Here is a 23,080-nt window from a genome sequence, read left to right as displayed (position 1 = left end):
GCGATTCAATTCTTGTTCGGTAAATGAACAAGTCTGGTTGGGTCCAAAATTGTCGATCTTGCCCCCCACTAGGTTGCGGGCTTAAGAATGTTGGAGATGTGATATGATGAAATTACTGGCCTTTTCAGGGAGCAGTCGAAAGGATTCAATCAATTCCAAGTTGGTGCAGGCCGTGGCTGATCTGAGTCAATCGCATCAACCGGGCAAAGTTGAAATGACATTTGTTAATCTTATGGATTTTGATGCGCCGAATATTGATGGTGCGAATGCCTCACGGCCCGAGATGCCGCATCAAGTCATAAAGTTCCGCGACTTACTGCGAATACAAGATGGCTTTATTATCGGTTCGGATGAGTATACCGGTGCTTATTCGTCTGTGCTTCGCAACCTGATTTCTTGGCTTGTTCTGGAAGATGGCCTAGGCGGCACGGCATTTAACAACAAGCCAGTCGCGATATGCGGTGCTTCTTCACGCGGTGTGGGGTCTGTTCGCGGCCATCCCGCTCTTCAACAGCTGTTTCTCACTCTCGGCGCAAATGTTATTTCTCAGAATATTCGCCTGGGCACAGCAGGCAGCATTTTTCAGTCCAATGGCAAACTAACTGATAACGTGCAGACACAGCTTTTGGACAATACTATTGCAAAACTTCTGTTTCCCGCTGAATAGTCTGCAGCATGTTGGTGTGGCCTAACGTGCTTGCTTGATGAATACTGATCATGTTTTTTTGAGGTGTGCGGTTGCTTAAAGTCGGATGATGGCTGAGGCTCCTCTTCCCTGAACCGGCATATCCAACGAATTCAACGACACGTAGACCGAGCGCATCGCAGGCGTACATGACAGCAACAAACATTCTGAACTCTGTGACCTTGCGATCCAAATCCAGTACAGTCAGCTACTGGCCTAGCTTTGTCACACATTGCATTTTAATCTCTTCCCGGTTTCTGCGTTGGTAACCGCTTATTCGTGTCCAAGTCGTGCGCCCTAAACGCCTTGATGTGCGGAGGGCATTCGTTGAACGCGCCAGCCCGAGGGGTGTCCGGCTTCCAGGGCGCGATGCTCCTGCGAGATAACAAGACTGTGGCGGCTCTCTTAGCAGCGATGGCATCGTGGCACATGCCGGTGTCATAAACGCCGTCGGCAGTACCATTGCCGATCTCCTGGTCGGGAAGGATTTGGGTGGGCAATGCAAGTAGCATAGACACTTCGCCCACCTCGCTGTTGGTGAACTCAACGGCCCGCATTTCCAAGCTCTACTTGTCGACTCCTGTTTTGCTCTTGCGCGATATGTGAGCTTCGGACTGCTTAACCGGGTGAAAGACTTTTTGTTTGTTGAGCAACTCTGCCAGACAGCGGCTGTGGAGAAGTCATTAGCAGGTACGCTTTACTATGGCCTTGCCGCTACCGGAGGCTGCAATGAGTCATCCGCTTCACGCAACACAGAAGATCAACCAAAGCCGCTTGCACGATAGCTTCGGTCATCCACCCAACAACTCCTCAATAAAATCCTCTTGCCGATCGACCGCTGCCTCCCATTCCTTCGGCACCGCTGTTTCCCGTTCCAACGTCTCTGGCTCTGGTTGCCCGCGCCCAGCCTCCATCGCCATCACGCTCATCGCGCGCGCTTCGCGACGCTGCGAGCGATCCCGGACAGGCGCGCGTTCGGCTGGTTTCGCCTGTTCGTCTGCGAGGGCTGCGTCACCATCCACGCTACCCCAAGGTCCCACGCCCTGCACACTCGGTGGATAGGGGAAGGGCTTGCCCTCCTGGCGGGCCAGCATCTGCTTGAAGAAGGGATCGTCGTAATACTTGATCCGGCTCGCCTTGATAGGGTGCTGGGGCGAGGCGAGGATGATGACCTCGTCGGGGTCCATCAGGCGCGCTTCGGTCTCGGAAAGCAGCGGCCGTTCTTCCAGACGCGCCGAGGTCGAGGTTGCGCCGAGGAAACCCTTGTCGCGGCCATACATCCGGGTGACCGCCTCGCGGGTGGTGCTGCCGACCGCGGCGGAAACCTCCTTCACCGTGCGCTGGTCACGCGGGGTGATGTAGAGCTTCAGCCCTGCCCCGTTCTCGAGACTTTCGCGGCCCTCGGGCCCGTAGATGCGATCAAGCGAGGCAAGCGACTGCGCGATCATCGCGACGCGGCCGCCATAGCTCGCCAGCGAATGGATAGCGCGTTCGAGATACGGCATCGCCCCCATCTGCTGGAATTCGTCGATCATCATCATAACGGGCCAGGGCTCGTCCGGGCCCGGCTCGTTCAGGCGGATCGAGGCGATGAGGTCGGCAAACATCAGGCGCAGGAGCGGGGCGAGGGTTGCGATGTGATCCTCGGACACGGCGATGTAGAGCGACTGCGGGGTCTTGCGGAAGGTTGAGAAATCAAAGTCGCTCGCCTCGGTGGCCGAGCGCACCGCCGGGTTGTCCCATTGCTTGAGACCGGCGGTCATCAGCGCCTGGATGTTCGAGGTCAACAGTCGCGACGAGGCAGAAGCGGCGTTGATCCAGAGCTCGCGCAGGATGTCTTCCTCGGCCTCGTCGGCATAAGTCTTGTACTGCGCGTTCTTGTACTCGCCCCCGGCGACGATCTTGTTGACTTCCCCAAGGTTCGGCGTGCCGCGCTGGATCGCCAGCAGGCAGGCCGCGACAAAGATCGACTTGCCCGCCTCGGAGAAGGTGTCGAGCGTCTTGTTGTCCTTGTCGAGGAAGAGGTCGGCCAGGATCGAGACCTCGGTGAAGCGCTGCGCGAACGTCCGGGCCTTGGCGATCCGCGCCAGCGGATTGTAGCGGTGCGTAGCATTGGCCCAATCAAACGGGCTGAACCGATAGACCTCGTCTCCGTTCAGTGCCCGGAGCCGCGCGGTCTTCTCGAAGTTCTCGCCCTTCACGTCGAGCACCACGACCGAGCCAGCAAAGCTCAGAAGGTTCGGGATCACGAAACCCACACCCTTACCCGCGCGGGTCGGGGCCACCATCATCACATGCGGGATGGTCGTCGAGGAGATGAACTCAGCCTTCGAGGCCGGGGCACCAAGCTTGCCGCAGACGAAGCCCTTACCGGGGGCCTGCAGCATGTCGTTCTTCTTCAGCTCCGCCTTGGTCTGCCAATGGGCCGATCCGTAGTCGTCGCGCTCTTTCTTCCAGGTCCAAGCCAGCGCGAGCGCGCCGAGGCCAATGGCTCCGAAGCCGACAGCGCCAAACCCTACCTTGAAGGCATCCGGATGTGCGGCGCGGGTGCCGGTGCTGGCCTTCCAGAGCGCAAGCATGTCGAAACTCTGAAACCCGGTTTTCAGGGCCAGGGTCAGGTAGAAGGCGGCAACGATGGTGCCGATTACGGCGCCGCAGATCACACCGAAAAGAAGCGCGGCCCAGAGGGGGAGTGTCTTGGTCATGGTGGTCATCCCCTTCAGAATTCCATCTCGTCATCGAGACCGCGGTCGCGGCCAAGGTCGCGCCCCAGCTCTTCCTGCTGGCCGCGCAGCCGCGCCACCTCGGTCGCCTTGTCCTGCTGCAACCCGGCGGCGCGGTCGGTGAAGATCTGGTCGCCTGTCTCCTCGAAGGTCATCTCAAGGAATTCCTGCGTGACCGTGATCTGGTCGAGCTTGCTCGGCAGGACCGCATCCAGAACCTCGTAGTTGCCGCGACGAAGCTCGGCCAAGCCCTCCTCGCCCAACTCCTTGAAGAGCTCGGACTGCAGGGTCCGCTCGACGGTCTCTTCCTGTTCCTCGGTGAGCTTGCCGTCCCGCAGCATGTCGGCGAGGTCCTGCAGGTAGGAATTGGGCGTCCGGTCGTCCTCATCGATGAGGGGCAGTGTCGCCTCTTCCTCGTCCGCGAGAGTCCGACCGATCTCGACACCCATCTCCTTCGCCCGTTCCATCAGCGCGTCCATCACGCCATCGACTTTTTCGAGCGCGGCGTCGAGTTGGTCGTCACTCGCGGTCTCGACGCTCAGGCCGTCCTTCGCCAGCACCGCGTTCATGTCGCGCTCGACCCAGTCCTGTGCCATGCCGTAGTTCCGCGTTCCGCCCGCCGCGATCCGGGCCACCAGCTCCTCGGTGTCCATGCCCACCTCTTCGGCGCGCTCGAGCACATCGCGCAAGCCCTCGTCATTGCCGGACCGCAGCGCGGCGATCAGCACCTCGCTGCCCGCCCCCGGCGGATACGGTTCCTCGAGCTGCTTGCCAAACCGCGCCCGTAGCTCTGGGTCTGGAACCATCTGCGAAAGGTCCGCGATGATTGGTGCGGCCTTGGCCTCGAAGGCGGCGCGTTCGGCCGGGTCCAGTTCCTCGGCCTTGAGCCTCAGCGCCTCGATCGTGCGCTCGGAATAGTCGATCGCATCACCGACGGTCTTGATGTCCTTCATATCTATCGTCCTTTCGGTGAAGTTCCACGGCGTGCCGGAACCGAGCCCGTCCGCCATGACGCGCACGGCGCGCGCCATGTGGCGCTGGTCCATCCGGTCCAGCAGGTCGGCGAGGTTCTTGTAGTCCTTGGCGAAGCCCACCACCTGCGCCTGCGCGATGGCGGATTCCTTGGCGGTCATGACGATCTCGCGCGGCAGGCGAGCCTCTTCCTTGGCGCGGTAGATCTCCTCGATCCCGGCGGGCTTCTCAAAAATACCGCGCTCGAGCCGTGTGGTGGCGTCGAGCATGACGCCATAGCCTTCAGCGATCTCGGCCTGCTTCTCGCGCATGAGCTGCGGCGACATCACACCCTCAGCCCAGCAGGAGAACCAGGTGCCGTTTTCGAGGCCGCGATTGTTCAGGATGATGTGCGCATGCTTGTGCGCCCGGTCATCATGGACCGCGAGAACATAGTCCCATTGATCGCCGTATTCGCCGCTCTCGAAGAAATGATCCGTCCAGTCCATGGCGATGTCGCGCACCTGATCGACCGTTACGTCGGTCGGGAACGACAGCAGCATGTGCGAGGTGAACCCGAGCTTGGTCGAGCCGCGCCAGGTGCCGGCCCAATCCTCGATGATGTCCTCTTTCTGCTCTTCAGAAAGCACCGCCGCGTCGGTCAGCGCATTGGTCATCGTCGAATAGGTGTAGACCGCCTTGTCGTTGATGTAGGAGATCTGCGCCCCGAGGGACACCCGCGTCTTGCAGCCCCCTGCCCGGATCCGTTTGAAGACCGCCGCGCGGCTCTGACCCGAGGCCGCCTTCAGCGCGTTACGCGCCGACAGGGATCCGACGCGTGCGAAACTGCGACCCTGCCGACGCCCCGCCAGCCGCGCGTCGATCCGCGCCGCGGCCTGGCCCCGGATGCGCTCATCCTCCCAGAGCCGCCCCATGACCGAGACGTAAAGGGCGAGCGGATCAGCCATTCCTGATGAGCCTCAATCCGCGTTCGATCGTGCGCGAGCCGTCCTCCAGAACCGCGCTCTCTGTCCCCTGCCCTTCTTCCTTTTTCGGCCACTCCTGAGCACGCAGCGCCTGCGCCGCATCCTTCATCCGGCCCATCTCACGGCTCATGGACTGCGCCAGATCAAGGAGTTCGATCAGCACCGCGCGGTCCGCCTCCGAAACCTCCAGCCGACCGCGATGCACCGCCTTGGCGAGCACCAATCCTGCGTCGCTCACGTCCTTCGCCTGACGCCATGCGGCGCAGAATTCCGAGACCAGATCACGGGGCACATCGAGGAAACCGCACCGCCCGCGCAGCACCGCATTGAGCGCCTGGGATCGGTTGGCAAAACCCCGTTCGCACCACTCGGCATCGAACACAGCAAGCTCAGACTGACTGGCCCGGAAGGCGACCGTTTCGCTCGGGTCGCGCACCGCGATGCCCTCCCCCGCCTCCTCTTTCGCGAGCCGGTTCACGTGGCGCGGAGAGATACCGAACGCCGCCGCCAGCTCCTTCGCGCTCTCGCCCGCCGTGAAGCGCCGCGCCACTTCGATGCGCTCTTCTAGCTTCAGGTTTTTCGCTGGCCTCGGCACGGGTCAGACCCCTCGGACAAAATGTGCAAACATTGGCCATATCCTGCCAACGTCATCCTTCTCCCCTTCGCTTATACTTCAATACATCACATTGCGCAATATTACGTTTTGCATAGTGTGTCTTTTTGCTGGAAATAGACGCCATCAAGACCCCGCGGCGCGGCGCGACATGGTACGGGTCCCGCCCTCATCGATGCAGGACAACCAGGTCGAAAAAGCTTCCGAAACTTGTGTTCATGACGCACACGACGACAGGCAAACCAAACGCTCGAGCCGGTCACGGATCGGGCGCCAGGAACACGAAAATGGCCCGCGCTGGATGGCGCGGGTCGCACCGTCTGCGAGCGTCACGATGCTTCTGAGAGTCGACGTCAGACCCCTGCGGATCCGAAGACCCGCAGGGGTATCTGGGTCAGTGACCCAGTCCCAGAGAACGCAGGTCGTCGTAGCGGCTGCGGGCGATCAGCGCCTCGGTCTCGAGGCTGTCGAGGGTCTCGGGATGGGCGTCTTCGTCGAAGGCGGCGAGGTAGTCCTCGAAGGCCATGTCGGCTTGCAGTTCGGCGAGGTCGATGGATTGTTCGAGTGTCATGGTGTGATCCTTTCCGTTGATCGTCGTTGGACGGATCGTGGAAAAGACCGGGGGCATGAGAGCGGGCTGCACCCGGCACGGGGCGGAATGAAATGGAGCACGCCGGGGGCAGGTTTGTTGTGAGCGATGCCTCGGCAGCGCTCAAGGCGTCAGCCGTCCAGAAACCTGCCCCCGGCGTTGCAGACCGCTCGACCCCGGGCTAGCGATCTGAAAGGCCAACAGGTCGACGGAAAGGCGCGCGGCGGTGATCCTCACGTGAGACGTTGCCCCGGGATGCATGACGATGATTTGCGATTTCGTTGCCTGCGGCGCAGGGCGAGTTCGCCGCCCCAGGGAGCTTCGCCAAGACGACCCAGGCACGGGTTGCTCGACTGAGAGAAGGGGTGCGCTTACCTCGCACAGTAGGCTCCCAGTTTTCTATGCTGACATTCGGTTCCGCCTGGGGTTCCTGCGATCCGCGCTGTCACTGAACAGAAAGATCGAAGCCGCGTCGGCGACCTATCCGGTCTGACTATCCAGTCTGACTATCCGCGTCGGCGTCCGCGTCCGAAATATACCGCATCCTTCGGACACCAATAGTGCACCAGTCGAGGACAAGTTCCCCCGGAACGAGAAAGAGCCAGACCGCCGGAGCGGTCTGGCCCGTGGCTTAGGCGGCGTCTTTGGGACCCCAGGGGATGACGGCCTGCAGGGACAGATCGACCTGGTTCGCGGCCTTGCCGAGGTTGGCGTTGAAGCAGTGGTCGCGGATGGTCAGCGTGTAGTAGTCCGCGCCGGTCTCTTTGTTCTGCTTCTTCCAGATGCCGCCGCACTCGACCAGCTTGCCGCGCGGGGAGCGACCGAGGACGCGATGCGTCGGGGCCATCGGGTTCGCGCTTGCGACAGGTTCGACCGTGATGTCGAGGTCGAAGGTCAGGGTCGAGATGGAGCCGACGCCCTTGGCGGTTTCGATGTCGGCGCTGGTGAATTTGATGCAGTTCGTGGTCATTGCTCTTCTCCTTGTTTGCGTTGCAATGATGGTCACCTTGCAGCTGGCCAAGGCCCGGCCACACCGAAGGCGAAGCGCAGCGGAGAGGGGCAGGCGCCGGTCTTTTTGTTCCGCGCGGAATGGCCCGCAGGGACAGGGGAAAAGGATCGGCGACAACCTTTGTGGACGGGACGACAGCTGCGACCAGCATGTCATGCAACTCAGACAAAGGGAGAAGTGCGGTGGCCACGAAGGAAGGTAGGGGAACAGCCGAGGGAGATGCGGCAGTGGCATGTGAAACAATAACCTATCGCCGGCCTCGTCTTCAGGATGAACCTCGAGAGGATCCAGTCCTAGGCCACTCGGCCAGCCTTGGACCGGTCGGCACTTGGTCAAAGCGAGGCACTAGCTCGGGATGTCCAGGACGATAAGATGAACAAAGCCGGCTGCTCGCAATTGACTTAACGCAATTTTTGAGCCACATTTCCCGCAAAACGCAACCCCAAAGAATCGGAGCAGTCATGGGGGATTTTGTCAAAACCCGTTTCCCGGTCGCGATCTATCGCGGCCTGATCATTGATCTTGAGGACCGCCTGCGCGGAGAAGCCCTTAAAGCTCATCGAATGATTCAGGATCACTCTGGTCTGGATACACGTCGTGCACGGCGCCTTGAGGGAATGTCGCGTTTCCACATGATGGAAAAGGGGTTTCAGGAGGTCTGTGAACTTCATGGCGGCGCACTGCTCGACGGCGGCATTATCCCCGGTTCGGACTTCAAGGTTTTCCAACCGTTCATGCGTTTCGAGCATGAAGGGCAAGGCTTCATCCTTGGCCTCGCGGCAATGCCGGAACCCAGCAAGCTTCCGGTCAAGAACAAGTCGCGGAAGGCCGGTGTGACACTGAACTACAAGCTGTCTCCTCACTTCGATTTTGATGGTACTGCCCCTCAGATCGGGGACATCTGCATTTTGTTTCTCTTCGCTCGCGACCCTGAACAAGCCGGCAAGATTAAGGAGTTGGCCATCGGGCTCATTGACTCCGATTATGAGCAATACCTTTTCTACGAACGGATCGACCAGTACCTCGCGGATGACGGGGATGTGTCGGAACCCAGCTCGCCGTTTTCGACTCCTCCCGCATTGCCTGCCAGCGGTGCTGTCCGCCTGAAGCGCACGATGAAGCTTTTTGTTCCCCCCGAGGCTCCATCTGTGGATGACGAACAGGATGGCAAAGCGTAAAGGGTGCCACCGGCACCAGAGGAGGGAAAAATGCGAGTGGGAACACCCGGCTTCGTGCCGGAACGTCTCGTTGAGGCGCGCGCCGCCCGGCGCGTTCAAAGCATGAAAGAGTTGGCCTTGATGCTGGGAGTCAGCCCTAGTTCGGTTTCCCGTTGGGAAACCGGCAAACAGGCGCCGGAAGCTGATGCTCTGGCAGAATTGGCGAAGGCCCTGCGGGTCCGGCGAGAGTTTTTTCTCCGTCCGGTCTTCGATAGCCCGCGACCGATGTTCTATCGAAAACTGGTCAGCACGCTGAAGCGCGACCGCGAGTATCAAACTTCTCAGGTGAGCTGGCTACATGAGATCAGCCACGTCTTGCAGCATTATGTTGATTTCCCCGAACTCGACATTCCAGACGTTCTGGGTGGCTCCAGCTACAGTCAGCTTCGGGACGAAGACATCGAGGACATCGCCGGCGAACTGCGGTCCCACTGGCAATTGGGCGAAGGCCCTTGCACAAATGTCGTAGCGGTCCTTGAAAAGATCGGCTGTGTCGTCGGCTCCATCGAAATGGGAACGTCCAAACTCGACGGCGTCTGCAGCTGGTCCAAGTCCGAGGACCGTCCTCACATCTTGCTCGCATCAGACAAGATGAATCTCCCCCGTCGTCAGATGGACGCCGCTCATGAACTGGGTCATGCAGTGCTGCACCGGAATGTCAGCGCAAAAGCATTGCGCGATGATCTTCCAGAGATCGAGCGCCAGGCATTCCGTTTCGCAAGCGCGTTTCTTATGCCGCAGACGACTTATGTGCCGGAGGTCCCGAACTACTCCCTTGCAGGGTTGCTGTCCCTGAAAGAACGTTGGCGCGTTTCTGTGAAGGCCCAGATCAAGCGGTTGGTGGATCTAGAAATCATCCCGCAGGATCATGCCACGCAGTTCTATAAGACCTATTCCGCCAAAGGCTGGAACCGACAAGAGCCGATGGACAAGGAGTGGGCTGTTCCAAAGCCACGTATGTTGCATGACGCTCTTTGCCTGATCGTGGATTCCGGCACCCGCAGTAAGGACGACCTGCTTTCGGTCGAGTTCACGATGCATCCAGGCGATATTGAGAACCTCGTCGGCCTTCCGTCTGGTTGGTTCAGCAAGAAAACAGGCGACGTGGTGTCATTGGCTCTCAAGACGGACGCTTCGCGTGAGACAGGTGCACCTGCAGGAGGGTCGGTGATCCCATTCTCCCGGCGTGAATCGCAATAGGGTTGGCACATGCGAGTGAAAATCGATGTCTCAGAAGAGGAACTGGATGGTGACTATGGCGCGGTTCCGGGTCTCATCATCACTTGTACCCGGTGCCGGCACTCTGTGGAGGTGTTCGGCACCGAAGAAAATTCGGTGAAACGCGGAGCGGTCATGCTTCGGGGTGAATGCCCTTTTGATGAGGACAATTACTATGAAGCATGATCTCGCAGCAGCAATTGGCCGTCATTGACAAGCAGCGCCAACCCTTGAAGCGCAAGCATTTCAGAGAGCTTGGCAGGCATTGTCAGACGGCTCTTAGAATATGCTAGATTGCGATCACTGATCGGTGCGGACCTCGGTAAACGCCGAGGGTTAGCGCATATCCCCATTTCACGGTTTCAAAGGTGAAGACATGTGGATCGCCGTTGTCATCATGGAGTACGATATCGGCACCCCCCAGTCGACCACCCCTGGCCGCCGAACAATAATCCACAACCATATTGAAGACGTCAATCTCATCGCAACCTTTGAAGCCGCTTGCAAACGCAGGCGACTGCACAAAGTGTGAACAGGGTTCTTTAGGGTCGAAGTCCGCTTCGCGTTTGATTGGATGCGGGTGTCCGGTGACCAGACCGATGATAGGCGTCGAGGCGCCCCAGATTTCGACACAACGCCAGAACGTCGTGGTGAGTGTGTTGTCAAAGCGGGGCTGGAGTGCCTTCACCGCCTCCAAACTTGGCGCATAGTCCCGTGCTTCGATGGCGAACCTATCGCGCAAGAATAGAAGACGCGCAGCAGCGAAGTTCGCCTCGGCTTCCATCTGTTCATGGCAGTTGGGCCGGAGCGTTTGCTTGTCGTCGCCGAGCATGGCCCCTTCGTGCCAGGGCAAGAGGCTGTGACCTACTTCATGTGCTTCAATCCAACGGAATTTCAGCTTGTGCAGATCCTTGTCCATTAGGATCCGTTTCTCATCCGGAAGGTAGAAGGCGCGCAGATCGAATTTCTTGACGGCATCTATGAAGAGAGTTGGTCGCCGCAAGACCTGCTTCCCGGCGACGCGCAACATGCTGATGACATCGTCCATCAGCGATGGATCGTCTTTTTGGAAGTATGCCCGATCAAGGTCGAGTGCATCCCGGACATGCTCAAGTTTGAGCGGCGGCTCTGGATTGCCCAGTCTGTTCAGCAGCCGCTCAACGCGTTCGTCGATACGTTCCTGAGTCCGCCGGCGAAGAATGTAGTTTTTGGCCATGGGACCCGTCTCGCTCTGTTACGTCGCTTTCATCGTCAGCGCTGCAACAACAGCGTCATGAAAGGCTTGTTCGTCTGGTGTCACATCCTTGATCGGAGCGGACCTGGCGGCGTATCGTGTGACTTCTTCCAGCCAATGGCCTTCTTTTGGGACCGCAAGGCCAGCCAGTTCCATCAGCTTTGGCTGCGGCAGATCAAGCGCGTTCGACAACCCCCATACGGTCCGGAGATCGGGTTCGTAATGAGGGTCCTGTTCGATACTCAGCAGCTCGCCGACCTCGATGTCCGCGTCGTCGGCGAGCTTTTCGATTGTCAGGCGCCGCTGTCTGCGCGCGACATTGATAAAGTGGCCGAATACCAGTCGGGTTTCTTCAACACGCAGAGATACCGCATCAGGGTCAACATGTGGGCGCGTGGCAAGAGCTCCAGCTCCAGGGGTAACATGCTCGTCGAATGCGAGCATTTTTTTGGACCATTCTGCGGAGATACCGTAAGTCATTTTAGCTCTCCTTTTAGGTATGCCTCGGCGGCGCCCGGTGTGGACTCGAAATACGGCAACTTGCCCTCATACTCGTCGGGCCGGGTGCCGAGGTTAGTGAAGCCGCAGCGCTCATAGAACGGGATTGCTTGCGGCAGGGAATGCAGGCCGACGCGGCCTTTGAAGCCTTCGTCGACACTGCGGGTAATGGCGGCGTGCATCAGCACAGGGCCGACCAGTCGATAAATCGGCGCGTCGGCATAAGGTTCGCGCCAGTTCCAGGGCGCGACTTCGAGATAGTCGACATAGACCAGATCCTGTCCGGCCTGAGAGTCCAAGCGAGCACGGCGGGAGGCGAGATCTAGCCGCATCATGCCTTGGGTCACATCGCGGCAGACGACACTATACCCAGTATGGCCGAGCAGCCCACGAACCTCATTCATCTTGCCGCGCCAGTCCCAGTGCCAACTTTGGGGCCAAGCGGTGTCGGCGGGACCGATACCGTTGTCCACCAGACGCTTCATGTAGGCCTGGACGGCCGGACGCCACTGGAACTGCCAGTCGATCAGCTGTTTCTCGGCAATCTCGTCATGCAGATCGGCCTCGACCATCGCACCAGCGGCGGCATCGAACAAATGGACCTGGTAGGCGGTCATAGCATCATGACTTCCGACTTATCCTTGGTCTTGTCGTCTTCGAAGAACAGCTTGTCGCCGCGCTCGAGCCGGACATCGACCATCTGATACAGACGCAGGGCCTGCCTTATCACGCCGATCTTGCTGAGATCCTTTTTGGCGCAAAGGCCTTCCAAAACGCCCATCTCCGCATCTGTGAGATTGAGCGTCATCGTTCGCTTGCTCATTTCCTTATCCTCCAAGACACGTGAGACATAGCCATACTTGAAGCAATTGTCAACTTAAAAATAGCCTACAGTTAGCCATTGACTGGCCATTCTTTGGCTACTATATCCACCAAATGAGGCCGGTCTGGTTCGGCGAGCACAGAAAAGGAGACTGGCCATGGCGCTGGAAACGATTGAACTTGAAGACGTGGCGGCTTGCGTCGCTGCTGGACGGAACCCACGCCCCCAGGGGCCGTACCGGGTGCAGGTCGGCAATGGAGACCTCACCTTTGACGGATACCGGATCGACGATCCGGTGCCGACCGGGAGGCAACTTCTGGACCTCGTCTCGGCGCGTCCCGCGGAGGAGCACTTGGTGTTCCAGTTGCTTCGCAATGGCGATTTGAAAGAGTTGACGCTCGATGAGACGGTCGATCTGCGCACGGCAGGGGTTGAGCGCTTCATCGTGTTCAAGAGTGCGGAATCCTACCGCATCGAACTGGATGGTCAGGTGAAGGAATGGGGCGCCTGCGTAATCAGCGGCCGGGTCCTGAAGCAGCTGGCAGGTGCCGCCGACAAACCGGACTACGGTGTCTGGATGGAAATCCGTGGCGCTGAGGACCGTCCGATCGACGACAACGAGCTCGTCAGGTTGGACGGAAAAGGTCTGGAGAGGTTCTTCACCGGGGCGACTACCTCGACCGAAGGCGCGGAAGCCCCCATCCTGCCTATGCGTGATCGCCGATACCTCGAAGGACGCGGCCTGACTTTCGTCGAATACCGCGAAGGAGCGCAGACCGGTGTAATCCTGCGAGGCTATTGCCTACCGGACGGCAAATATCAGGTGGCACAGGCCGACATCCTGATCCTGCTGCCGCGGGGCTATCCGGATGCTGCGCCGGACATGTTCTATGCGCAGCCCTGGCTGACACTGGCCCTTTCGAGCCGCTACCCGCGTCAAGCCGACCAGCCGCTGATCTTCAATGGGCAGCGCTGGCAGCGTTGGTCGCGGCACAACAGCGACTGGCGTCCCGGCACCGATGGTATCTGGACCATGCTTAAGCGGGTTGAGACGGCGCTGGAGATTGCGGCATGAGCCGCCTCGATTTCACCTTGCAGGAACGTCACGAAGCCGAGCTTCGGGCGCTCCTGCACCGCCCCGATGGCCATGAAGCCGCAGCCTACGTGCTTTATGGAGTGAGCCGTGTCGCGATGGACCCTTGGGATCGCCAATCCCGTTTGCGACTGACGTCCTACCGCGTGATCCCAGTTCCGGACGAGGATCTGATTTCGGCCAGCGACAAGCATGTCACTTGGTCAACGAAATCGTTTCTTGACCTGTGTCGTGTGGCAAAAGCAGAAGGCCTGATCGTCGGCATCGCCCATAGCCACCCGGGCGGGTATCCCGAATTCTCCACACAGGACGAAAAAAACGAACGGGAACTGTATCGACTGGCGCGGAACCGGAATGGTGCCGGCGTCATGTTAGCAAGCCTGCTGCTGATTGATGGTGATATCTGTGATTACGCAGCACGTCTGTGGATCGACGACACCCAGCCGATCGACAGCGATGCTGTCATAGCCGTTGGTGCACGGCTTCGTGTTCTGAATGGGCTGAGCGGGTTTTCCGGAGAAGCCTTCGAGCGGCAAGCGCTTGCCTTCGGACCTTCACTGAATCTTCTGCTGGCCCGGCTGAAAATCGGTGTCGTGGGCTGTGGCGGCACGGGTAGTGCGGTTGCGATGCTGTTGGCCCGGCTCGGCGTCGGCCAGATTGCCCTTTTCGACGAAGACATTGTTGAAGTGAGCAATCTGAACCGCTTGCATGGAGCTCGACGGGACGATGCCGATGGCATGCGGCTTAAGGTCGAAGTCGTCGCGCGAGAACTGGCGGGTCTTGGTCTTGGTGTCCGCCCGGTTGTGATCCCGCACTGGGCGGATGCAGATGAGGCACGCGATGCCTTGCTCTCCTGCGACATCATCTTTGGGTGCACTGATGATCACGCAGGCCGACTGTTTCTAAGTAGGTTCGCATATTTTTACCTGCGCCCGGTCATTGATCTGGGACTCGCACTCACACCGCGTGGTGAAGACGGTCAAGTTGGGAACATGATTGGCCGGGCGACGGTCTTGCGCCCTGGCACACCTTGCCTGCTGTGCCGCGGTATCGCACACCCACATCGGGCGGCGGCGGAAGAACTGCGTCGTGCCGCGCCGGCGGAGTATGAGCGTCAGAAACGTGAAGCTTATGTGCGCGGCGGCGGCAATCCAGCACCAGCGGTCGTCACGTTCACGACGGAAACAGCGACTATGGCCGTCAACGAGCTGCTGCAGGGTTTGACCGGTTATCGAGGCGATGGCGGCTGGGCGGCGCAGCGCATTCGGCGTTTTGATCTCGGGATTGATCGATTGCAGGGGGCAAAGCAAAATCCCGGGTGCATCCTGTGTGTCGATCAGGGTTACTGGGGCCGGGGTGATGTCGACCCTTTCATGGATAGGGTGGGTTGAGAAGATGTTTGGTAACATTGCACGACGCTTTCTGACCTGGTGCCGGTTTATCCCCCGCGTCGACCTAGTCGGCCGGGTGCAGGCCACGCATCCCGAGACCACTGCCCTAACGGCAGATGCATTGGTTGTCGTCCGAGACGGCAGCATCGAAAAATGGGCTTGCTTCCAGTGCCCGGGCGGCTGCGGCCAGAAGATCCAGCTGTCGCTGAGTAGAAGTCGGCGCCCGCGTTGGTCGGTGCGGCTTGACTGGCTCGGTCGGCCGACTGTGGAGCCATCGATCCGGCAAACTAACCAGTGCCATTGCCACTTTTGGGTTCGTCAAGGGCAGGTACAATGGTGCGCGGACAGTCCGAAAATTAAGTCGCACCCAAATCGAAGCCGAGAGATGGAAGCGGCCATAAAAGCAAGATAGAATTGCTGGTGGTCAGAGCAAAAGCCGCTGGATGGCTCATCTCGCACACGTTGTTCAACTTTAGGCTTGCTGGGAACACACTACCTGATCTGGAACACCCATTACACCGGCATCCACCAGCTGCTCCCGATCGGGAAGATCGCGCAGGCTCTCCAACCCGAACGCGACAAGGAACTGCTCGGTCGTCACAAATGTATAAGGCGCCCCACGCCGAGGCGACCTTGGCCCGGTCCCGATCAGGCCACGGGCATGCAGCCGCCCGATCAGGTCGCGGCTGATCTCCTTGCCGAAGATGTCTTTGAGCCCGTCGCGCGTAATCGGCTGATGGTAGGCGATGGCCGCCAGCACCGCGACGTCGAATTCACTCAAGTCCAGCAGTTGGTCGCCGACATCTGCCGCCGCGCGGATCGCGGGGGCGTAGGTGGCGCGCGTGCGGAACATCCAGCCGCCAGCGACCTGGGCGATCTCGAAGGCCCGCCCCTCCAGATCGGCGGCGAGGTCCTCAACCAGCAGGTCGACCGACGCCCCCTGCCCCACCACGCGCGCCAGATCGTCGCGCGGTACCGGCGAAGCTGAGGCAAAGAGCACCGCCTCGATCCGGCGCATCCATTCCCGCCAGCGCAGCTCAGGCGGCAAGTCGGGCAACTCGCGATCAAGTTGGGCTGCGGGGCGATCCTTGGCCATCCCTACACCCCATAAAGCCGGAAGGTGTCGCGACCGGTCAGTTCACGGATCGCGCCAAGATCGACCAGCCGGTCGCAGAGCCGCCGCGCGGCGCGATCCGGCAAGGGCAAAGATGAAGGCGCCACGGCATCGTGGGTCAGGAACATCTCAACCGCTTTTCCCGCCCCCTTGGCGCGCAGCTTTGGCGCGACTGTGTTCAAGTGTGCCGCGCGCCGGGACAGGTCGACCGCCACACTTACGACTTCCATAGCCGAAGCCGTCACCGCGCGATAACAGGCCATGCGCAAATCGTCCCTGCGCTTGCGTAAATCGGCGCGTTTCAAACCGATCACCATGAGAGGCAGCAGCGTCTCCCAGCCAAGCGCCTGTGCCAAAGCGGCATCGGCGAGGATCAGTGCTGACGTCTCCGCGCGCGACCTGTCCGTCAAAACAGTTTCCAACACCCTGGCGGCTCGGGCCACCGGCGCGCCCTGCCCTGCATCCAGCCAGTCCGCGATTTGTCCTGTACCCAACCCGCCTATGGCCCGAGACAGTACCCTGATCGACACCGGCCGCTCCACCGCACGCCGCCACGACAGGTATGTTTCCCCTGCTGGCCCCGGAAGGTCTCCGGGGCGCAAAAGGTGTACAGCGTCGCGCAACTCCGCTGCCCGCTCCGGGCGGCCAGAGAACGCGACACAAACCTCCGCTGCGCGCAGTGCCAAGCGGTCCCGCAACAAGGCGTGGGGCACCTCCGTGTGTCCCAACACAAGATGCAGGTGGTTCAGCGTCGCGCCCAACAAAAACGCAACATCTTCAAGGGTTTCAGCACGCGTGGAGGTGACCCAGGCAGGCATCCGGGGTAACGTGTCGAGGTCGCTGATGTGATCTAGCCGGGCAAAAGTCATGCCCGAAGCCTACATCACGACGGCGCTTTTTGCCAGAAAATAGCACATAAACCGCCTCTCTTTGCCGATGCTATTTATGTCCAATAAGTTTGCATTACCGGACGTAAAAATGATATGCTCGGAAACATGGTCTTCAGCTCATGTTTCATCACTGGACTCGCCCGAAATCGGCCCTGTCGCCGAGCTCGTTCGTATTTCATTGGTGGACAAGGCTTTAGCTCAAACACTGGACTCCTGACGAAATGCCAAACCAGGTTGAAGCGGACCAAATTCGAGTCGGGGTTCGTGAGACTGGCGGTGGTTCGGACGCTTCCTGGCATTTTGGCATGCTCTCTCGTCGACCTGCGCGAACCCATGTCCGGCCGAAGGAAGGCCTTCAGCTCAACGAGAGAGGTTCTACTATGAGAGAGGATGACGATCGGATTACCCTGCCCGTGCATGTCGCCGGTTCCGGCACACTCGACCGCCTGGTCGACACCGCTCGGGACTACGCCAAAGCCTCGACGGCTGAGAACACGAACAAGGCCTATGCCGCCGACTGGAAGCACTTCGCGCGGTGGTGCAGGCTGAAGGGTGCGGAGCCCTTACCTCCGTCTTCAGAGATGATCGGCTTGTATCTGGCCGACCTGGCCGCGCCGACCAACGGGTCCCCTACCCTCTCGGTCAGCACCATCGAGCGTCGCCTCTCAGGTCTGGCATGGAACTACGCGCAACGGGGGTTCACTCTCGATCGCAAGAACCGCCACATTGCTTCGGTCCTGGCGGGGATCAAGCGCAAGCACGCGCGCCCGCCGGTGCAGAAGGAAGCGATCCAGGCCGAGGACATCCTCGCAATGGTTGCCGCCCTGTCCTACGATCTTCGTGGGCTACGAGATCGTGCGATCCTGTTGCTCGGCTACGCTGGAGGCCTCCGCCGCTCGGAAATCGTGAGCCTCGATGTACATAAAGATGACACGCCAGATTCCGGCGGATGGATTGAGATCATGGAGAAAGGCGCCCTCCTGACCCTCAATGCGAAGACAGGTTGGCGCGAGGTCGAGATCGGCCGCGGCTCTAAGGATCAGACCTGTCCGGTGCATGCTCTCGAGCAATGGCTGCACTTTGCGAAGATCGACTTCGGCCCGGTCTTTGTAGGGATCTCGCGCGATGGCAAGCGCGCCCTCGATACACGGCTCAACGACAAGCATGTGGCCCGGCTGATCAAGCGCACGGTCCTAGACGCCGGCATCCGCTCCGAACTGCCCGAAAAGGAACGCCTGTCGCTGTTCTCTGGTCACTCCCTGCGCGCCGGTCTGGCGAGTTCAGCCGAAGTCGACGAACGCTATGTCCAGAAGCAGCTCGGGCACGCCTCGGCCGAGATGACCCGCCGCTACCAGCGCCGGCGTGATCGGTTCCGGGTGAACCTGACCAAAGCTGCCGGTCTCTGACCCCCTGCCCCATCACGCCGCCTGCCCGCTGAGCCTGCCATAGAAGCTGCGCTCGAGGTGCAACTCCCCTGCCCCGGCCTTCTCGACCATGCCGCGCAGATAGCCACCCGGCGAGGACACTTCGCCGGCGCAATGCTTCTCGAAGACAAGCGCCAGCGCTGCTGTCGCCACTTGTTTGCCCAATCGGTCCTGCGCCACGTTCCAGGCATGCTCGGACACCCCGATCATCGGCCTGAGCTGCCCGGCAACCCGGTGCAGATCGCCCCAATCCTTCAGGAACCCGCCCATATTGCGCGCCCAGGCCGCGAATTCAGGACACGCTTGCATCACGGTGGGCAGATCCAGCGCCGCGCGCTTCTTGCGCACCTCTGCCACCCATTCTTCCAACTCCCTATCAACCTGATCTTCGGGTTGAGCATTAGGCACCACGGCCGCGACTTCCTCATTTTCTGAGGAATTACGAGTTACAGGATTAAGTTGGTTTGTAATTAGTATATGAGGGTCGGAAATGACCTCCCTGGGGTTCATTTCTTGAGTCTTCTCAGAAACTTGTTCCCGGGTTTCCGGCGTGTTTTCCACAGGTTGAACGACCTCGATTGCCTTGAGATAGGCCGCCTCGACACGCTCCTGAAGCTCCTTGAACCAGCCCAGCAACCGTGCAAGCTGCTCAGACGCTTCATGGCGACGCGGAAGCCGGTCCAGAAGCTCCTCGAAGAGCCCCGTGAACTGCGTCCAGGGCCCGCGCAGCGCGCTGCTGACGGCCGCCTCGATCCGAGCGCGGATCATACGGCGTGCCACGGTGATCTGGCGCTTCAGGCGCTGGCAGAGCTCGCGTTCAGCCTTCAATTCGGCATGAAGTTCCTCGAATTCCTCGACGCGAGCTGAGAGCGGCGACAGATCGAAGCCATAGGCCTCGACAATGCGCCCTTCGGCATCCCTGCGGCCCCACCGCTTGCCGTTGGGACTGTCCTGGAAGGAGATCACGCCGATCTCGGCCAAACGCCGCGCATGGCGCTTGAGCGCGGACAGCGAGAACCCCGTCTGCTCCATCAGATAGGCGTTTGACGCCCAGACGATGGGCCGCTGCCCCTCCTCCCAGTCCTGGGCCTGGGTGAAGGCCCCGAGCGTGTCGAGGAGCATCATGTCGCCGGCCTTGAGGCCAATGTAGGCCCCCACCCGCTTGACGGCCACGAAGGCCCGCGTTTTGGGTACTCCTACCTGTTCACCGGCTTGGGCAAGCTGCTCTGCGGCAGCGAGACCCGCAGAGGCTTTACGCCAGCCTGAGGGCTGCCATGTGGTGAGCATATCTTTCTCGTGCTGAGGCATGCCTGCCTCAGTCGCTCCAAACGGAGCATCACTGAATTTTTCCATATTTTGTCAGCAGACAAAGAAATCCCATTCGCTCAGAAGCGTTTTCTCTTGTGTGGCGATTCGCTGGCTGCTAGATTCTAGGTGTCTAATCTAAGAATTGCGCTCAGCGCAGCAGCCCTCGAAGCTTCGGTTTCGGGGGTTTTCTTTGTTTACCTTTCCTCCTTTCTGCTCGTCCTTACTTGTCATCCACCGAGTTTACATCCGTAAATTCGGCGTAGGATCTCTTGATGATGTCCTCGAGATTGTTCTCAAGCCAGTTTGCGAACTCGGCACTTGTGCCGGACTTCTTCACTGACAGGGACAGACTGCCTCGGCCTGCCTTGATGACAACGCCGTCCATCGGCGTGATCTCACGAGGACCGCTGGACACTTTCGTTCCACGCTTGGTTGCTTCCTTGATCAGCGCTTCCAACCGCTCATCAGACGTCAATGAGGCGCTGATTTTGGCCAGCAGATTGAGCGCAACCTTCTCAGTGAGCTTCCGTTCGAAGAACAGCTCGGCCAAGTCCGTCCACCTCGGCCGACCGGACTTGGGTGCCGAGCCAATCAAGTCTCCAACTCTGGACGGGACATTCTGCGTCACCTTCGTCAGGTGCGAATGGCCTGATGCGGAAAGATTCAGAACCTGGCGCACTGTCGCGCTTTCGTGACCTGCAGCTTGGATAGCTTCAGCAAAGCGCGCCTTTTCATAAAACGAGAGGTTGCGACGCGCCGCATTTTCCAACCCTTTGGCCAACAAGGCCGTAGCGTCATCGACATCCTGAACGTTGGCACGGACCTTAATGCCGAGCTCCCGGCAAGCTTTCAATCTGCGGCGACCATAGATCGCTTCGAAGCGCCCCTCGGCAGCTTTGGAGCGCCGAACGAGGATTGGCACTTGTTGACCGCCTTCGCGGATGCTGTTCTTGAGCGCCTCAAAACCCTCACCGTCATCTTCGGCGTTTACAGTTGTAAACTCATCCAGTCGGTCCTTGGGTCCCCAATCGTCGATCAGACCAGGATCGATCTCGCGGATAGACGCAAGTGACCCCTGAAGAGCTCCTAGCGCAGGTGCGCTTGTCTTGGGGGGCCTCTCAGTCGCAGTGCTGCCGGAACGCGCGATGGTGTTCGCGATACCCGACATATCTCGAAGGGATTTCCTAGCCATTATTTACGCCCCCATGATTGGTGGATCATGACTTCCACTTCCTGTCCTACAGCATCCATCGAGCCTTTCGCGCGATCGTAGGTCGCGCGGGTCATTTCTGAGCGTACAACCTCATAGATGGACTGCTTGAGCATGGTCGCGTCACTGATTGCAGTGCTCTTGAGAGCGGTCGCAGACATGACGCGGTCTTGGAATAGCGCACGCATAAACGAGGTCAGCTGCTGTGATGGAACATCCGTCGGCTCATCCCGAGTGATCAGGAACTTGAAGTGATCATACTGCAGCGTCGCGCCAGCATCCTCGATCACCCCCATGTAAGCCCCGGCGAGTTCAAGGAACTGAGCGGTCGACGAAACGTCCAACATCGAAGGCGTTAGCGGTACAATCAGAGAACTTGCTGCGGCCATTCCAGCGATGGTCAAGAAACCCAACTGGGGCGGACTGTCCATCAAGACAAGGTCGAAATCATCCTCGACTTGGGACAAGGCATTTCGGATCCGCGTAAAGAACGGCTGATCGGGGTTCGAATGCACTGCAGATTCAGTCTCGAACTCAGACAGCATGAGGCGCGACGGCGCAATCGAAAGCCCCGGGAAGTAAGTGGGAACAACGACATCAGCCATGCTGACCGGATCGTCGTAGCGGATCGCGTCATAGACAGTCAGTCCATCAAACTCGATTTCCGGGCTGATGCCGCACATGGACGTGAGTGATCCCTGAGGATCAAGGTCAACGACCAACACTCGGTAGCCGCGTAGCGCGAAATAATGCGCAAGATGGATACTCGTGGTGCTCTTGCTCGAGCCGCCCTTGAAGTTCATCAACTGCAATATTTGCAGCTTTTCATCACCAGACCGACGCGGCAGATAACGCCCTTTCTTGCGTGATGACTTCTCTAGAATCTCGCGTGCATCCCATATCTCTTGCGCCGTGTAATAGCGCCGCCCTCCACGAACATCCTCAGGCTCTGGGATCGTTCCTTCTGAGTGCACCTTTCGCATGAACTGACCGGAGACCCCAAGGAGTTCTGCCGTCTCAGGTGCCGAAAAAGACCGTAGAGTTTTGGTGCTATCCGGGGCAAAAGCAGAAAGCAGATGCTCCCGGATGGCAGCATTCAACCGCTCGGAAATATCTGTCGCGAGCGCTGAAGGCTTCTCGTTTGCCAATGGTGTCACAGGAATCATCTAGTTGCCCCAAAATCGAAAATGTGGCCTTTTCCGCGCCACTTGGGGATAAGAGCCGTGATTCACGGCGCTAAGTCAAGATTTTTCCTCTATATAGTGTCTATTGAAGCACGAAGAGACTACATGCGCGGGCCGGCTTACTCTAGAGTTTACAGCTGTAAACGGTCGGGCAGCGTCTTTGGGACCCCAGGGGATGACGGCCTGCAGGGACAGATCATCCTGGTTCGCGGCCTTGCCGAGGTTGGCATTGAAGCCGTGGTCGCGGATGGTCAGCGTGTAGTAGTCGGCGCCGGTCTCCTTGTTCTGCTTCTTCCAGATGCCGCCGCACTCGACCAGCTTGCCGCGCGGGGAGCGGCCGAGGACGCGGTGCGTGGGGGCCATCGGGTTCGTGCTCGCGACGGGTTCGACCGTGATGTCGAGGTCGAAGGTCAGGGTCGAGATGGAGCCGACGCCCTTGGCGGTTTCGATGTCGGCGCTGGTGAATTTGATGCAGTTCGTGGTCATTGCTCTTCTCCTTGTTTGCGTTGCAATGATGGTCACCTTGCAGCTGGCCAAGGCCCGGCCACACCGAAGGCGGAGCGTGAGCTGGAGAGGGGCAGGCGCCGGTCTTTTTGATCCGCGCGGAATGACCCACCCCTGTTCTTTGGTGGGTCAGGGGAAAAAGATCGGTGACAACCTTTGTGGACGGGACGACAGCTGCGACCAGCATGTCATGCAACTCAGACAAAGGGAGAAGCGCGGGGGCCGCGAAGGAAGATCAGACAACAGCCAACGCCAAGAATGCCGAAGCGGCCTTTGCACAGTCTCGCCAGATCTTCCGATACACACCACGACCTATCGCAACGCAACACCGGCCCCTGTTCGGTTCCTCGGTCGTGTCATTAGGGGCCTCAAGCAGAAAGTGATCTGACAGGCTGGAGAAGATGAAATGCCAGGGC

22 protein-coding genes and 1 pseudogene are annotated in these 23,080 nt (G+C 59.5%); 8 read left to right on the top strand and 15 right to left on the bottom strand.

Features of this window, described 5'->3' with window-relative positions; all coding sequences use genetic code 11:
* The first annotated feature begins 103 nt into the window (after positions 1 to 103).
* The gene (locus tag MF270_RS23415; protein ID WP_009574086.1) at positions 104 to 667 is read left to right on the top strand and encodes an NADPH-dependent FMN reductase; all 564 of its coding nucleotides are present in this window, start codon (positions 104 to 106) and stop codon (positions 665 to 667) included.
* Between the two features lie 809 nt (positions 668 to 1,476).
* On the opposite strand, the gene MF270_RS23410 is transcribed toward MF270_RS23415, so the two are convergent.
* The 5 genes from MF270_RS23410 to MF270_RS23390 form a co-directional block, all read right to left on the bottom strand.
* Positions 1,477 to 3,390: a type IV secretory system conjugative DNA transfer family protein gene (locus MF270_RS23410; RefSeq protein ID WP_009574084.1), complete on the bottom strand. Its 1,914-nt coding sequence runs from the start codon at positions 3,388 to 3,390 to the stop codon at positions 1,477 to 1,479.
* A gap of 14 nt (positions 3,391 to 3,404) precedes the next feature.
* The gene (locus MF270_RS23405) at positions 3,405 to 5,327 is read right to left on the bottom strand and encodes a relaxase/mobilization nuclease domain-containing protein (protein ID WP_009574083.1); all 1,923 of its coding nucleotides are present in this window, start codon (positions 5,325 to 5,327) and stop codon (positions 3,405 to 3,407) included.
* Entirely contained in the window at positions 5,320 to 5,940 is a 621-nt protein-coding gene (locus MF270_RS23400; protein ID WP_040403070.1) for a helix-turn-helix domain-containing protein, read from the bottom strand. Before MF270_RS23400 ends, MF270_RS23405 begins: the two co-directional genes overlap by 8 nt.
* 412 nt (positions 5,941 to 6,352) lie before the next feature.
* Positions 6,353 to 6,529 (bottom strand): hypothetical protein, encoded by a 177-nt coding sequence (locus tag MF270_RS23395; protein WP_232616948.1) that lies wholly within the window; start codon positions 6,527 to 6,529, stop codon positions 6,353 to 6,355.
* A gap of 649 nt (positions 6,530 to 7,178) precedes the next feature.
* Positions 7,179 to 7,517 carry a DUF736 family protein gene (locus tag MF270_RS23390; RefSeq protein WP_238368176.1) on the bottom strand — a complete coding sequence of 113 codons (339 nt, stop codon included), beginning with the start codon at positions 7,515 to 7,517 and terminating at the stop codon, positions 7,179 to 7,181.
* A gap of 500 nt (positions 7,518 to 8,017) precedes the next feature.
* On the opposite strand from MF270_RS23390, the gene MF270_RS23385 reads away from it, so the two are divergent.
* From MF270_RS23385 to MF270_RS23375, 3 genes are read left to right on the top strand one after another with little or no spacing between them, the layout of a single operon-like run.
* On the top strand, positions 8,018 to 8,734 hold the full coding sequence (locus MF270_RS23385; protein WP_009574254.1) for a hypothetical protein: 717 nt from the start codon (positions 8,018 to 8,020) through the stop codon (positions 8,732 to 8,734).
* Between the two features lie 30 nt (positions 8,735 to 8,764).
* On the top strand, positions 8,765 to 9,973 hold the full coding sequence (locus MF270_RS23380; protein WP_009574255.1) for an XRE family transcriptional regulator: 1,209 nt from the start codon (positions 8,765 to 8,767) through the stop codon (positions 9,971 to 9,973).
* A 15-nt stretch (positions 9,974 to 9,988) separates the two neighbouring features.
* Positions 9,989 to 10,177 (top strand): hypothetical protein, encoded by a 189-nt coding sequence (locus tag MF270_RS23375; protein ID WP_238368175.1) that lies wholly within the window; start codon positions 9,989 to 9,991, stop codon positions 10,175 to 10,177.
* A gap of 103 nt (positions 10,178 to 10,280) precedes the next feature.
* Here the strand turns inward: MF270_RS23375 and MF270_RS23370 are convergent, their stop codons facing one another.
* Genes MF270_RS23370 through MF270_RS23355 form a run of 4 tightly spaced genes read right to left on the bottom strand, consistent with a single transcriptional unit; the run spans position 10,281 to position 12,546 of the window.
* Positions 10,281 to 11,207: an ImmA/IrrE family metallo-endopeptidase gene (locus tag MF270_RS23370; protein WP_009574257.1), complete on the bottom strand. Its 927-nt coding sequence runs from the start codon at positions 11,205 to 11,207 to the stop codon at positions 10,281 to 10,283.
* A gap of 18 nt (positions 11,208 to 11,225) precedes the next feature.
* Positions 11,226 to 11,705: a helix-turn-helix domain-containing protein gene (locus MF270_RS23365; RefSeq protein ID WP_009574258.1), complete on the bottom strand. Its 480-nt coding sequence runs from the start codon at positions 11,703 to 11,705 to the stop codon at positions 11,226 to 11,228.
* Positions 11,702 to 12,340, bottom strand: coding sequence for a GNAT family protein (locus MF270_RS23360; protein WP_009574259.1), 639 nt, complete (start codon positions 12,338 to 12,340; stop codon positions 11,702 to 11,704). Before MF270_RS23360 ends, MF270_RS23365 begins: the two co-directional genes overlap by 4 nt.
* A complete protein-coding gene (locus MF270_RS23355) occupies positions 12,337 to 12,546 on the bottom strand; it encodes a hypothetical protein (protein ID WP_009574260.1) in 210 nt (69 codons plus the stop codon). The genes MF270_RS23360 and MF270_RS23355 overlap by 4 nt, the downstream gene beginning before the upstream one ends.
* 157 nt (positions 12,547 to 12,703) lie before the next feature.
* On the opposite strand from MF270_RS23355, the gene MF270_RS23350 reads away from it, so the two are divergent.
* Genes MF270_RS23350 through MF270_RS23340 form a run of 3 tightly spaced genes read left to right on the top strand, consistent with a single transcriptional unit; the run spans position 12,704 to position 15,442 of the window.
* A complete protein-coding gene (locus tag MF270_RS23350) occupies positions 12,704 to 13,621 on the top strand; it encodes a multiubiquitin domain-containing protein (protein ID WP_009574261.1) in 918 nt (305 codons plus the stop codon).
* Positions 13,618 to 15,030 (top strand): ThiF family adenylyltransferase, encoded by a 1,413-nt coding sequence (locus MF270_RS23345; protein WP_009574262.1) that lies wholly within the window; start codon positions 13,618 to 13,620, stop codon positions 15,028 to 15,030. The genes MF270_RS23350 and MF270_RS23345 overlap by 4 nt, the downstream gene beginning before the upstream one ends.
* Entirely contained in the window at positions 14,999 to 15,442 is a 444-nt protein-coding gene (locus tag MF270_RS23340; protein ID WP_306418463.1) for a ubiquitination-like system serine protease family protein, read from the top strand. The genes MF270_RS23345 and MF270_RS23340 overlap by 32 nt, the downstream gene beginning before the upstream one ends.
* Positions 15,443 to 15,502: 60 nt before the next feature.
* On the opposite strand, the gene scpB is transcribed toward MF270_RS23340, so the two are convergent.
* Both scpB and MF270_RS23330 read right to left on the bottom strand, forming a co-directional pair.
* On the bottom strand, positions 15,503 to 16,126 hold the full coding sequence (gene scpB / locus MF270_RS23335; RefSeq protein WP_009574263.1) for an SMC-Scp complex subunit ScpB: 624 nt from the start codon (positions 16,124 to 16,126) through the stop codon (positions 15,503 to 15,505).
* A 2-nt stretch (positions 16,127 to 16,128) separates the two neighbouring features.
* On the bottom strand, positions 16,129 to 17,013 hold the full coding sequence (locus tag MF270_RS23330; RefSeq protein WP_009574264.1) for a DUF1403 family protein: 885 nt from the start codon (positions 17,011 to 17,013) through the stop codon (positions 16,129 to 16,131).
* Between the two features lie 401 nt (positions 17,014 to 17,414).
* On the opposite strand from MF270_RS23330, the gene MF270_RS23325 reads away from it, so the two are divergent.
* On the top strand, positions 17,415 to 18,440 hold the full coding sequence (locus tag MF270_RS23325) for a tyrosine-type recombinase/integrase (protein ID WP_238368174.1): 1,026 nt from the start codon (positions 17,415 to 17,417) through the stop codon (positions 18,438 to 18,440).
* A 12-nt stretch (positions 18,441 to 18,452) separates the two neighbouring features.
* On the opposite strand, the gene repC is transcribed toward MF270_RS23325, so the two are convergent.
* From repC to MF270_RS23305, 4 genes and pseudogenes are all read right to left on the bottom strand, one after another.
* The gene (gene repC, locus MF270_RS23320) at positions 18,453 to 19,766 is read right to left on the bottom strand and encodes a plasmid replication protein RepC (RefSeq protein WP_238368173.1); all 1,314 of its coding nucleotides are present in this window, start codon (positions 19,764 to 19,766) and stop codon (positions 18,453 to 18,455) included.
* Positions 19,767 to 19,986: 220 nt separating this feature from the next.
* The gene (gene repB / locus MF270_RS23315) at positions 19,987 to 20,958 is read right to left on the bottom strand and encodes a plasmid partitioning protein RepB (protein ID WP_238368172.1); all 972 of its coding nucleotides are present in this window, start codon (positions 20,956 to 20,958) and stop codon (positions 19,987 to 19,989) included.
* Positions 20,958 to 22,142 (bottom strand): plasmid partitioning protein RepA, encoded by a 1,185-nt coding sequence (gene repA, locus MF270_RS23310; RefSeq protein WP_238368171.1) that lies wholly within the window; start codon positions 22,140 to 22,142, stop codon positions 20,958 to 20,960. The genes repB and repA overlap by 1 nt, the downstream gene beginning before the upstream one ends.
* A 168-nt stretch (positions 22,143 to 22,310) precedes the next feature.
* Positions 22,311 to 22,646: pseudogene (locus tag MF270_RS23305) on the bottom strand (DUF736 domain-containing protein); the annotation flags it as partial.
* Positions 22,647 to 23,080 lie beyond the last annotated feature (434 nt).

Origin of the sequence: Mesobacterium pallidum (assembly GCF_019966535.1) — a bacterium.
Taxonomy (GTDB): domain Bacteria; phylum Pseudomonadota; class Alphaproteobacteria; order Rhodobacterales; family Rhodobacteraceae; genus Mesobacterium; species Mesobacterium pallidum.
The sequence above is the reverse complement of the archived record's forward strand: the minus strand, read 5'-3'. Positions and strand labels throughout refer to the sequence as shown.